Source organism: Pseudomonas sp. H2_A10, assembly GCF_054680085.1.
The window spans coordinates 1,044,936-1,057,740 of sequence record NZ_CP162821.1; the positions used below are offsets into that span (position 1 = coordinate 1,044,936).

The 12,805-nt window shown below is 65.3% G+C and carries 8 protein-coding genes; all 8 read left to right on the forward strand.

The annotated features are described in order from the left end of the window. Positions 1–5: 5 nt before the first annotated feature. Genes AB4O23_RS04700 through AB4O23_RS04735 form a run of 8 tightly spaced genes read left to right on the forward strand, consistent with a single transcriptional unit; the run spans position 6 to position 12,745 of the window. Positions 6–1,295 carry a DotU family type VI secretion system protein gene (locus AB4O23_RS04700; protein ID WP_017526790.1) on the forward strand — a complete coding sequence of 430 codons (1,290 nt, stop codon included), beginning with the start codon at positions 6–8 and terminating at the stop codon, positions 1,293–1,295. Next, positions 1,292–4,792 (forward strand): type VI secretion system membrane subunit TssM, encoded by a 3,501-nt coding sequence (tssM, locus tag AB4O23_RS04705; protein ID WP_068937569.1) that lies wholly within the window; start codon positions 1,292–1,294, stop codon positions 4,790–4,792. The genes AB4O23_RS04700 and tssM overlap by 4 nt, the downstream gene beginning before the upstream one ends. Then, a complete protein-coding gene (gene tagF / locus AB4O23_RS04710) occupies positions 4,789–5,442 on the forward strand; it encodes a type VI secretion system-associated protein TagF (RefSeq protein WP_017526792.1) in 654 nt (217 codons plus the stop codon). The genes tssM and tagF overlap by 4 nt, the downstream gene beginning before the upstream one ends. Beyond that, positions 5,443–6,162, forward strand: a complete 720-nt coding sequence (locus tag AB4O23_RS04715) for a PP2C family protein-serine/threonine phosphatase (protein ID WP_065879249.1) — start codon at positions 5,443–5,445, stop codon at positions 6,160–6,162. Further along, positions 6,159–9,152: a serine/threonine-protein kinase gene (locus AB4O23_RS04720; RefSeq protein WP_460062441.1), complete on the forward strand. Its 2,994-nt coding sequence runs from the start codon at positions 6,159–6,161 to the stop codon at positions 9,150–9,152. The genes AB4O23_RS04715 and AB4O23_RS04720 overlap by 4 nt, the downstream gene beginning before the upstream one ends. Next, complete coding sequence (locus AB4O23_RS04725; protein WP_460062443.1) at positions 9,152–9,856, forward strand: ABC transporter ATP-binding protein; 705 nt, start codon at positions 9,152–9,154, stop codon at positions 9,854–9,856. Before AB4O23_RS04720 ends, AB4O23_RS04725 begins: the two co-directional genes overlap by 1 nt. Further along, the gene (locus tag AB4O23_RS04730; RefSeq protein WP_017526796.1) at positions 9,856–11,040 is read left to right on the forward strand and encodes an ABC transporter permease family protein; all 1,185 of its coding nucleotides are present in this window, start codon (positions 9,856–9,858) and stop codon (positions 11,038–11,040) included. Before AB4O23_RS04725 ends, AB4O23_RS04730 begins: the two co-directional genes overlap by 1 nt. Beyond that, complete coding sequence (locus tag AB4O23_RS04735) at positions 11,033–12,745, forward strand: formylglycine-generating enzyme family protein (RefSeq protein WP_017526797.1); 1,713 nt, start codon at positions 11,033–11,035, stop codon at positions 12,743–12,745. Before AB4O23_RS04730 ends, AB4O23_RS04735 begins: the two co-directional genes overlap by 8 nt. The last annotated feature ends 60 nt before the right edge of the window (positions 12,746–12,805 follow it).

A 12,805-nucleotide genomic window follows, 5' to 3' on the forward strand; every position in this document is an offset into this window, starting at 1 on the left:
CCGCGATGCATCCCAATGATGACGACCGCACCCAGTTCATGCCGCGTCCGGGTGGCCGCGCGCCGGAACCTGCGCGTGCTGAACCCGCGCCTTTGTCGATGCCGGCCGCGCCGATGCTCACCGGCAAAAGCCAAGGCCTCAACCCGCTGGAAAGCGCCGCGGGGCCGCTGTTGGCCTTGCTGACGCGCTTGCGCAACACCATCGCCCACCCGGCGCCGGCCAGCCTGCGCGCGCAGTTGCTGGCGTACCTGCGCCAGTTCGAAGAGCGCGCCGAAGCCGCCGGCGTGGCGCGTAACGAAGTGCTGTTGGCGCGTTACGCGCTGTGCACCGCCCTGGATGAGGCGGTGTTGAGCACGCCCTGGGGCAGCACCAGCGAGTGGGGCAAGCAAAGCCTTTTGATCACCGTGCACAACGAAGCCTGGGGCGGCGAAAAAGTCTTCCAACTGCTCGACCACTGCCTGCAAAGCCCACGGGAACGCCTGTATTTGCTGGAGCTGTTGTACCTGTGCATGTGCCTGGGTTTCGAAGGCCGCTACCGCGTGATGAACGACGGACGCAGCCAGTTGGAAGCCCTGCGCGAGCGCACGGCGGCGGCGATTCGCAGCGCCCGTGGCGAGCACGAGCGCGAGCTGTCGCCGCACTGGCGCGGCGTGACCGTGGCGCGGGACCGCCTGGCGCAATTCATGCCGCCGTGGATCGCCGTGGCCATCGGCCTGGCGCTGCTGCTGGCGTTGCTGTTCGTGCTGCGCATGTTGCTGGCGGCGCAGGCGGAACCGGTGTTCAAGAATATCCATGCCCTGGGCGAGATCCCGGTGCAGGCCATCGACCGTCCGGTGGCGCAGCCCAAAGTCATCGAGCGGCCGCGTCTGGCGGGCTTCCTGGCGGAAGACATCAAGGCCGGGCGCGTGGCGGTGGAAGACAAGGTCGACCGCTCCGTGGTGACCATTCGTGGCGATGAGCTGTTCGCGTCCGCCAGCTCCAGCATCGTCGATGACTACCAGCCGCTGATGCTGCGCATCGCCGACGCCGTGCGCAAGGTCAAGGGCCAGGTGCGCGTCACCGGCCACAGCGACAACCGCCCGATTGCCACGCTGCGCTTCCCGTCCAACTGGGCGTTGTCCGAAGCGCGGGCCAAGTCGGTGCTGGAAATCCTGGCGGCCAAGACCGGCCAGGCGGATCGCTTCAGTGCCGAGGGCAGAAGCGACACCGAGCCGCTGGCCACCAACAGCACAGCCGAAGGCCGTGCCCGCAATCGTCGGGTTGAAATCACCGTATTGGCGGAGGGCGTCGAGTGAAGGCGTTTTTCAGTTTCATGATTCGCTGGGTGATCCCGGTGCTGGGCCTGATCGCCCTGAGCCTGATCATCTGGTTTGTCGGGCCGTTGCTCGACGTGCTGGTGCCAGAAGGGCGCCGTTGGGCGCTGATCATCCTGGTGTTCGGGGTGTGGATCGCCTATCGCGTGTTCCGCATCGTCCAGGCCCGTCGCCAGGCTGCCGAAGTCATGCGCAGCCTCGCGGCGCAAACACCGGTCGACCCCAACAGTGTGGCCACCGCCGAAGAGCTGTCGACCCTGCGCGAGCGCATGGACGAAGCCCTCGCGCTGTTGAAAAAAGCCAAGCTCGGCGGTGATGAGCGGCGCAACCTCTATGAACTGCCGTGGTACGTGATCATCGGGCCGCCGGGCTCGGGCAAGACCACCGCGCTGGTCAATTCCGGCCTGCATTTTCCGTTGGCCGCGCAGTTGGGCGCCGGTGCGGTGCGCGGCGTCGGTGGTACGCGCAACTGCGATTGGTGGTTTACCGACCAGGCCGTCCTGCTCGACACCGCTGGCCGCTACACCACCCAGGACAGCAACTCCAAGGTGGATAAAGCCGCGTGGCTGGGCTTTCTCGACCTGCTGAAAAAGCAGCGCTCGCGTCGCCCCATCGACGGCGCATTCATTGCGATCAGCCTGTCGGATTTGCTGCTCGGTACCGACGCCGAGCGCGCCGCCCACGCCGCTGCGATTCGCCTGCGTATCCAGGAGCTGTACACCCAACTGGGCGTGCGCTTCCCCATCTACCTGATGCTGACCAAGCTCGACCTGGTGCCGGGCTTCATGGAGTTCTTCGACAACCTGAGCAAGGAAGACCGCGCCCAGGTGTGGGGCATGACGTTTGCCCTGGACGACGGCAAGAACAGCGACAGCCCGCTGGCCCATTTGCAAAGTGAGTTCGCCGGCCTCGAACAGCGCCTCAACGAACGCTTGGTGGAGCGCCTGCAACAGGAACGCGACCCGGCGCGGCGCGACCTGATCTACGGCTTCCCACAGCAGTTCGGCGCGTTGAAGGATTGCCTGCAAAGCTTCCTCGAAGGCGTGTTCAAACCCAACGCCTTCGAAGAGCGTGCGTTGCTGCGCGGTGTGTATTTCACCAGCGGCACCCAGGAAGGCAGCCCGATTGACCGCCTGATCGGCGCCATGGCCCAGAGCATGAACCTGGACCGCCAGCACCTGGCGCGCCAGAGCGGCACCGGGCGCAGTTACTTCATCGAAAAACTGTTTACCGCCGTGGCATTTGCCGAGCGTGGGCTAGTGGGGGTGAACCCGAAGGTCGAACGGCGGCGCAAGTGGATCGCCCGCGGCGTACTCGCGGCGACGGTGGCGACCGTGGTGGTGGTCAGTGGCTTGTGGTGGGTGAGTTATCGCGCCAACCAGGCCTATATCACCCAGGTCGACCAGAAGGTCGCGCCGCTGGGCCAGACCGTACAGAACCTGAGCCCGGCACAGCGCGAAGTGCTGGCCGTGCTGCCGTTGCTCAACGCGGTGAAAAACCTTGCGGGTGACTCGCCCAACTGGTCAGAGGGCCTGGGCTTGTATCAGGGCGACATGCTCGAAGCCGAGTCCGCCAGCGTCTACCGCAAGCTGCTGATCGCGGTGTTTGCGCCACGCCTGGTGACGCGCATCGAAGAACAACTGCACGGCGGCGGCAACTCGGACTTTCTTTACGAAGGCCTCAAGGCCTACCTGATGCTGGCCGACAGCGAGCATTACGACCCGGACTTCATCAAAGCCTGGATCGCGCTCGACTGGGACCGCAACTTGCCGCGCGACTTGCCGGCCGATCAGCGCCAGGCGTTGACCGGGCACTTGCAGGCGTTGTTCGAGCGCCACCCACCGAATGCGCGCCTCGACCCACGTTTGATCGACGATCTGCGCCGCCAACTGCAACAATTGCCGGTGGCCCAGCGTGTCTACGACCGGGTCAAGCGCCAGAAGCTGCCCGAGGGTATCCCGGACTTTCGCATCAACGAAGCCGCCGGTCGCGACGCCGCGCTGGTGTTCAGCCGCAAGAGCGGCAAGCCGTTGGGCGAGCCGTTGAGCGGGTTTTTCACCGCCAAGGGCTATCGCCAGGCGTTCCTGCTCAGCAGCCTGAACCAGACCGGCACCCTCGCTGAAGAGCAATGGGTGCTCGGCCGTGAGCAGGCCGATCAACAGAACGTGGTGAGCCTGGCCGCCGATGTGCGGCGCCTGTACTTCCAGGATTACCAGCGTCAGTGGGACGCGCTGCTCGCCGACATCGACTTTGTGCCCATCACCAGCGTGGCTCAGGCGGCTGACGTGCTGCGGGTGATTTCCGGGCCGAGCTCACCGCTGAAAAAACTGCTGGTGGCGGTGGCCAAGGAAACCGACCTGCAAGCCGAAGAGCGCCAACTGGCGGCCAAAGGTGTGCCGGTGGAAGGCGGTGTGGACAAGCTCAAGGAGCGCCTTGGCAGCCTGCTCGGCCAGGAACAACCCACCGCCAATGCCCCGCAGGCGGCGGATGATCCGGTGACTGCGCACTTTGCCGAGCTCAACAGCATCGTCAGCAAGAACGAAGGCGAACCGGCGGCCATCGATGGCCTGCTGTCGGACATGAATGCGCTGTATGTACAGGTCAGCGCCATGGTCGGCGCCAGCGGCGACGCCTTGCTCGGCGAGGCCAAGAACCAGGCGTCGGCCGCCGCCACGCGGGTCAGCCTGAATGCCGAGCGCCAGCCGCCATTGGTACAGGGTATGGTCAAGTCGGTGGTCAATTCCACCACCAACAGCATGATGGGCGGCGTGCGTAACCAACTGAACGCGGCCTGGGTCAGCGAAGTGGTCAACGTGTACCGCCAGTCGTTGGCGGGGCGTTACCCGATGTCGCCGGGCAGCACCCGCGACGCCACCCTGGATGACTTCGGCCAGTTCTTCGGCGTGGGCGGGGTGATGGACAACTACTTCCGCAAATACCTGCAACCTTACGTGGACACCTCCGCGCCGACCTGGCGCTGGCAGCCGGGCGCCGCGCAGAAGCTGGGGATTGCGCCGGGTGTGCTGCAAACCTTCCAGCGTGCCGCGACTATTCGCGATGCGTTCTTCAGGTCGGGGGGCACTCAGCCTATCGTGCGTTTCGAGCTCAAGCCGGTGTCGATGGACCCGACCATTACCCAGTTCCTGCTTGACCTCGACGGCCAGCAACTGAGCTACGACCACGGCCCGAGCCGCCCGGTAGCGATGCAATGGCCGAACCCCGGCAGCATTGGCGTGGTGCGTATTTCCATCATGCCGCCGTCGGCCAGTGGCCGTTCCGGCGTGACCCTGGATGGCCCGTGGGCGTGGTTCCGCCTGCTGGAGCAATCGGACCTCACCGCTGGCAACTCGCCGGACCGCTTCAACCTGCGTTTGCGGGTCGATGGCGCGAGCATCGCCTACGAGTTGCGCGCCAACAGCGCCTTCAACCCGTTCAAGAGTCGCGTGATCAGTGGCTTCAGCCTGCCGGAGCGGCTATGACGAGCCTGGGTTTCTACGGCAAGCTGGCCAGTCGCGGGGACTTTGTCAGCCGCGCCTTGCCCCAGAGTTTTATCGGCCCGTGGGACAGCTGGCTCGCGGCGGGCTTGCTCGCCAGCCAGAACAGCCTGGGCGGTGATTGGCTCAATGTGTACCTGGTCAGCCCGTTGTGGCGCTTTGTACTGGCGCCGGGCGTATGCGGGCCGGACGCGGCGACCGGCGTGGTGATGCCGAGTATCGACCGGGTGGGGCGCTATTTTCCGCTGGCGGTGGTGGCTTTGCTCGATCACAACAACAACCCCGCCTCCCTGGTGGGCGGGTCGGACGCGTGGTTCGAGCGGGCTGAAGAGTTGCTGCTCAGCACCCTGGACGCCGGCGCGACATTTGAAGGTTTCAACGACGGCCTCGACCGCCTCGGCGCGCCGACGGCTGAGCCGCGTGCGGTCGACAGCCGTTTCGCCAGCCTGCAACGCATGGCCGCCACCGAGCCCCATGGGCGCATGGCCGCGCTCGCCGAGCAGGCCTGCGAAGGCGCAAGCCTCTGGTGGGGCCGTGGCTCGCAACGTATTTCCCCTGGTTTATTGCGGTGTCAGGGCTTGCCCGCCGCCAGCGATTTTGCGCAGTTTTTGCTCGGACAAGAAGGTGTGGTGTAGATGGGGGCGACGTACAAATCCGCAAGCAAAAGCCATGTAGGCATGGTGCGCCAAGTCAACGAAGACGCGTGCCTGGACCTGCCGGAAAACCGCCTGTGGGTGGTGGCCGACGGCATGGGCGGGCATGCGGCGGGGGACTACGTCAGCAGCCTGATCGTCGACAGCCTGCGCAGCGTGCCGATGGGTCGCTCCCTCGACGAATACTCGGCGGCCTTGCGCAATGACCTGATCCGCATCAACGCTGCCGTGCGCGAAGAAACCGCCAACCGTGGCGTGACCATGATGGGCAGCACCGTGGTGGCGCTGGCCGCCCGTGGCTTGCGCGGCGTGTGTTTGTGGGCCGGTGACAGTCGCTTGTATCGCCTGCGCGACGGCGTGCTGGAGGGCATTTCCCGCGACCACAGTTATGTGCAGGACTTGCAGGACAGCGGCCTGCTCAGCGAAGCCGATGCCCGCACACACCCGCGCGCCAATATCGTCACCCGCGCCGTGGGCGTGGAAGCCCAGCTTGAGGTGGCGGTGCTCGATCTGCTGATCGCCCCCGGTGACAGTTACCTGCTGTGCAGCGATGGCCTGAACAAGACCGTCGAAGATCATGAAATCCGCGACGTGCTCAGCCACGACGCCCCGGATGAAATCGTGCGCAGCCTGGTACACCTGGGGCTTAATCGCGGCGCACCGGACAACATCACCGCCATCGTCGTGAAGGTATCGGTATGAATATCGTGATTCCGGGCTACGACATCGAAGGCGAGATCGGCGAAGGCGCGATGGCCAGCGTATACCTGGCAACCCAGCGCTCGCTGGAGCGCAAGGTGGCGTTGAAGGTGATGGCGGCGGCGCTGGCGGCCGACCCGACGTTCTGCGAGCGCTTCCTGCGCGAAGGCAAAACCCTGGCGCGCCTGTCGCACCCGCACACGGTGACCATCCATGACATCGGCAATGTCGGTGAGCTGTATTACATGGCCATGGAATACCTGCCCAACGGCACGCTCAAGGAACGCATCGCCGCCGGCATGACGCCGGAGCAGGGCGTGACCTTGATTCGCCAGATTGCCTCGGCGCTGGGTTATGCGCATGCCCAGGGCTTGGTGCACCGCGACGTCAAGCCGGCGAACATTCTGTTTCGCGCCGACGGCACGGCGGTGTTGTCGGACTTTGGCATTGCCAAGTCCCTGGATGACCGCACCCAGTTCACCCAGGCCGGTTTTGCCGTGGGCACGCCGAGCTACATGAGCCCGGAACAGGCGCGGGGCCAGGAGATCGATGGCCGCGCCGACCTGTATGCGCTGGGCGTGGTGTTGTACGAAATCCTCGTCGGCAAGCTGCCGTACAGCGGCACCGATGCGCTGTCTACCGCGCTGGCGCACCTGACCGAGCCATTGCCGGAATTGCCGGTGCACCACGGCCGGTATCAGGGCGTGCTGCGCAAGCTGCTGGCCAAGGACCCGGCCGAACGGTTCCCGGATGCGGCGGCATTGCTGCTGGCGCTGGAGCAACTGCCGGCGGATTCGCCGGAAGCCACGCTGGTGCGGCCGCTGCCTATTCCGATGAATTTTGATTTGGCGGGGATCACGCCGCAGTCCATCGAGATCCCCACCGCCAAACCCCAGCCGCAGCCGGAGCGCCAACCGGTGGTGACGCCGACGCAGCACAAGGCTGTGTCCGAACAGCGCCGTGGGCCGGTGTTGGCACTGGCGGCGGTAGCCGTGGCGGTGGCGCTGGCGATTGGCGGCGCGAGTTACTGGTGGTTGAGCGGTAGTGACGAACCGGCAAAACCGCCTGCAGCCGTTGTACCGGCAGCCACGCCGCCGGCCATGCCCCCCGCAGCGGTGGCCGAGGTGGATGGCGGCCAGCGCCCGCTGTTGATGGCCGGTAAAAAGACCCTGTTCCAACGTGTGCTGAGCAAGCCCGGCGCCAAGCTTTCCAGCGAGGCCGGCAGTGCGCCCGGCAAAGCGCTGCCGGCGTTCTCCGTGCTCTACGTGTACCAACGCAAAGACCTCGACGGCCAGCCGTGGGTGCGCGTCGGCGCCGCCACCGATGGGCGCAGCGACGGTTGGTTGCCGGCCGCCCAGGTCAGCGACTGGAAGCAGAGCCTGGTGCTCAAGTTCACCGAGCGCTCGGGGCGTGCGCCGGTGATGTTCCTGCGCCAACCGGGGGAAGTGGAAAAACTGCTCGCCGACCCCGCCGCCGCCAAAGGTGTGCTGGCCAAAGCGCAGAAGCACAGCGACGACAACGGCCAGGTCCTGGCCCTGGAACCGGCTGCCAGCGCGGTGCCGCAGAACCAGTTTTACCTGTTGCCGATCTTCGACTCCAAAGAGAGCTTCGACGAAAACGGCCAGCCGGTGCAGTTGCTCAATATCGCCTCCATCGACCCCGGCAGCAGCGCGGTGGCCAAGCCGGCCACGCCGGTCATCAATGCCAATGCCAATGCCGACGCCTTCCGCACCGCCGTGGTGCTGGTGGTGGATACCACCGTGTCGATGCAGCCCTACATCGACCAGATCCGCGATGTGGTACACGAACTGCAAACCCGTATCGCCGAGCGCGGCGAACTCGATAGCGTCAGCTTCGGCATGGTCGGCTTTCGCAACAGCACCCAGAAAACCCCCGGCCTGGAATACGTGGCCAAGACCCTGATCACTTTGGATCAGGGCCGCGACCCGCAGCGTTTCCTCGACATGGCGCGCCAGGTCAAAGCCTCCAGCGTGTCCAGCCATTCGTTCAACGAAGACGCGTTTGCCGGGGTGATGCAGGCGGTGGATGGCATGGACTGGTCCGGCTATGGCGGGCGCATCATCCTGCTGGTCACCGATGCCGGTGCGCTGCGCAAGAACGACCCGTTTGCCGCCACCCAGATGAACGAGGCCGAAGTGCGTCAGGCCGCGTTGGGCAAGCAGATCAAGATCTACGCCCTGCACCTGCGCACCGATGCCGGCAAGAAAACCCACGCCGGCGCCGAGAGCCAGTACCGCGTGCTCACCGCCGACGCCAACCCGCGGATCGGCGACCTGTACACGCCGGTACCGGGTGGCGATGTGCGCAAGTTGGGCGAGCGTGTCGACGAGATCGGCACCGTCTTCGCCAACTTGGTGCATCAGGTGCGCAGCGATACGCCGCAGCCGGTGCCGTTGCTGAGTGCCGCGCCAAGCCTGGCGGACAAAACCGCGGCGGTCGGGTATGCCATGCACATGGACTTCCTTGGCCGCAAGACCGCGAGCCAGGCGCCGCAACTGGTCAGCGCCTGGACCGCCGATCGCGACCTGACCAACCCGGCGCTGCCGGCGTTCCAGGTGTGTGTGATGCTGACCAAATTGCAGCTCAACGACTTGCAGCAGTCGCTGAAACTGATCGTGGACGCGGCGCGCAAGACCCAGACCTCGCCCAAGGATTTCTTCCAGGAAATCGCCAGTGCCTCGGCCTATATGAGCCGCGACCCGCAAGCCCTGCGCAAGGGCGGCAACCTGGCCGACGGCGGCATCCTCGGCGAATACCTGGAAGGCCTGCCGTACCGCAGCAAATCGCTGAACATGACCCAGGATTTGTGGTTGTCGTTGAGCGTGGCCGAGCAGGAAGACTTTATCGACGAGTTGGATTCGAAGATCCGCCTCTACGAAACCTTCCACAATGACGTGGCCAACTGGGTCCGTTTTGGCGATGCCGAGCCGGGCGATGCGTTGTACCGCGTGCCGTTGTCGACGCTGCCGTAATGCTGAACCTGAGCGCGGTGCACAAAAGACGGGGCGTCGGTAGCCAGCGTTATAGCCTGGTGATCCCGGCGCTGGCGCTGCGCGCGGGCGAGCAAGTGGCGATTGTGGGGCCCAGTGGTTGCGGCAAAAGCACCTTGCTGGACTTGCTCGCGTTGGTGCTGGCGCCGGACCAGGCGGGCCGCTTTGAATTCAATCAGCAGGACATCGGCGGCTTGTGGCGCGCCGGTCAGCAATCGGTACTCGCCGCATTACGCAGCCAGTACTTGGGTTATGTGCTGCAAACCGGTGGGTTGCTGGGGTTTCTCGATGTGCGCGGCAATATCGCTTTGTCCCGCCAACTGCTGGGCTTGAAGGACGATGGCAGCGTGACGCGTCTGGCCGAACAGCTGGAAATCAGCGACCAGTTGGCCAAGAAACCCTCGGCACTGTCGGTGGGGCAACGCCAGCGCGTGAGCTGCGCGCGTGCCCTGGCCCACGCACCGCAACTGGTGCTGGCGGATGAGCCCACCGCGTCCCTCGACCCGCTGAATGCCGAGCGCGTGATGCATGCACTGTTGGCCCAGGCCCGCGAATACCGCGCCGCCTGCGTGATCGCCACCCATGACGAACCCCTGGCCCGCGCCAGTGGCTTGCAGGTGCGGCGCATCAGTTGCCGCCGCGATGCCGACGGCGGCGTCACCGCCACCCTTGGGGAGGCGTGCTGATGCGTATCCCTTTGGTGGCGTCGCTGGCCTGGCAGGATTACCGCAACGATGCCTGGCTGTCGGCCTGTTCGGTGCTGGCGCTGGTGGCGGTGATCGCGCCATTGTTGGTGTTATTCGGCTTGAAATTTGGACTGGTTAGCAGTTTGACCGAACGATTGCAGACCGATCCGGCTACCCGTGAAATTATTCCGCTGGGCGGTGGTCGATTCAGCAGCACATTTATCGCGCAGCTGGGCCAACGCCCTGATGTGGCGTTTGCGCTGCCGCGCACGCGGCAGATCGCGGCGACGGCGCAGGTGGGAACGCTGACCCTGGAGATGCTGCCGACGGCGCCGGGTGATCCCTTGCTGGGCGATCTGGCGATGCCCAAGGGCCTGGACCAGATCGTGCTGAGCCACACCGCCGCCGAAAAGCTGGCGGCACGGCCTGGCGACATGTTGGAAACCCGCTTCGCGCGTCAGGTGGCTGGGCGTGTCGAGGAACAGCGCACGCGGGTGCGGGTGGTGGCGGTGTTGCCGTTGGAAGCCTTTGCCCGAGACGCTTTGTTCGCTGACCTGGGCTTGCTGGAAGCGGCGGAAGATTATCGCGATGGGCGCGCCGTAGCGGCGTTGGGATGGGCGGGGGAAGAGGTGGCCGTGGGCGAGCAGCGCGTGTATCCGGCGTTTCGCCTGTATGCGCGCAGCCTCACTGATGTGGAGACGCTGCGCGTGTTTTTCGCCGGGCAGAACCTGTTGGTGTCGACCCAGGCGAACACCATTGCCCAGGTGCAGTCGTTGAGCCGCAACCTGTCGGTCGTATTCTGGATCATCGCCGGGTTGGCGTTGGCGGGCGCTTTTGCGGCGATCTTCGCCGGGGCCCTGGCCGCTGTGGCGCGCAAGCGTCGGGAATTGTCGGTGTTGCGCCTGTTGGGATTTCCCACCGGTGGGCTACTGTTGTTCGTGGTGCTGCAGGCGCTCTATAGCGCAGGCTTTGCCGCCGTGTTCAGCGCCGGGCTCTATGGCCTGGCCGAGGCGGGGTTGAATACATTATTCGTGCAGGTGCCGGGCGAACACGCCAGTCACCTGCTGGCGCGCCACTACGGCCTGGCCCTGATTGCAGTCCTCGGCGTCAGTGCCGTGGCGGCAGCTTGCGGCGGTTGGCGAGTGGCGCGTATCCAGGCTTGCGAAGGAATCAGAGATGTATAAGTTACTGGGCGCCGCCGTGGCGCTGAGCCTGGCCTCGCTGGCCTGGGCGGATGAAGCAAGCGATAAACTGGACAACCCCAAACCGTTGCCGGACGACGTCAGCCTGCCGCTGCCGTGCGACGGCAATATGGTGTTCCGCTACGCCTACGTGCTGGCCCAGGGCACCCTGGATGACCGTGAGATCAGCCTCGGTTACCCCTTTGCCGAAGGCGAGGCGGGGTATCAGCAGTCGTTTATTTCCGGCTATCGCCGCGATTTCATCAACGGCCAGTTCACCCTCAAGGACTTGCCCAGGGACTGGAACAAAGTCATCGCGCCGCTGATGCCGAAGACCGACGCCAAGACCCCGCTCAAGCCCATGCTGTATTTCATCGGCAAGTACGAAGTTACCGCGCGCCAGTACGCCCAGGTGATGGCCCAGGCGCAGTCCCTGGCCAGTGGCGAGCCGGCCCCGGCCTGCGAGGCGCCCACCGGCATGGCCGGGCGTTTGCCCAAGGTGAAGCTGTCGCGCTTTGAGGCCGAGCGCTTCTCGGCGGTGTACAGCGCCTGGCTGATGAAATACCACCGTGAGTTGCTGCCGGTGAGCGGGCGCGGGACGTCGGCCGAAGACGGCGGCCTGGGGTTTGTGCGCCTGCCTACCGAGGTGGAATGGGAGTTCGCGGCACGCGGTGGCCAGGCGGTGAGCCGTCAGGACCTGGAAGGGCGGTTGTTCCCGCGCCGCGCCGAAGGCAGTGACAGCGACGGCCCGCTGGGCGATTACGCGGTGTTCAACCAGGTCGCCGGCGGCACAGGTCAGGCCGCGCGCTTGATGCCCATCGGCACCAAACTGCCCAACCCGATCGGCATGTTCGATGTGATCGGCAACGCGGCGGAAATGGTCCAGGAATCTTTCCAACTGGTACATGCCGGGCGCCGCCAGGGCACCTATGGCGGCTTCGTGGTCAAGGGCGGCAATTACCTGGAAGGCGAGGGCACGCTGTTTACCGGCATGCGCCGCGAATACCCGTTGTTCGCCGCCGACGGCACCGAACAAAGCAACGAAACCACCGGTTTTCGCGTGGCGATTGGCGCGCTGTCCGCGCCGCGCTCGCGCTACAAGGAGCTGTTCGCGCAGTGGCAAAAGGAAGGGCGCCTGGCGTCGCTGACCGACGCCATCGACGACGCCCAGGACCCCACCAAGCGCCTGGACAGCATCATCGCCGCCAGCGCCGACCCCAAGCTGCAAGCCGAACTGGGCCTGGTCAACGAAGAGCTCAAGCGCAACGTTTCGCTGATCGCCCAGCAACGCGAAGAGGCGGCGGGCAACCTGATTCAGTCTTCCGCGCTGGTGGCCGAGACCATCAGCAACTACAACATTCGCCTGGCCAACCTGCAGAAGAGCCGCCAGCAGGCCGTGGACAACAAGGACCAGGCCAGCGCGCAGTTGTTTGATATGGCCATTGCCAACGGGCGCAGCGCCCTCGACGGCGCGGTCGCGATTTACATCGACAACCTGGCCACCGGCACGCGCTACACCGATGCGGTGATCCAGGCACAGTTTCAACGGATCAAGGAAGAGTTGGATCGCAAGCCCGTGCTCGGTAAGAGCCTGGTCACGCGCGCGACACTATTCGTCAGCCATGTCGGCAATTACCGCAAACAACAGCGGGCCGACCCGGCGACGATCTTGAAGGAATTGCTCGCAGCGAGCGGTCAGCGGTCTTGACCGTTGGTTGCAGCGAGCTTGGAAGGGACTCAGGCGGCGGTTGCCGTGCTGGGCAAGTCA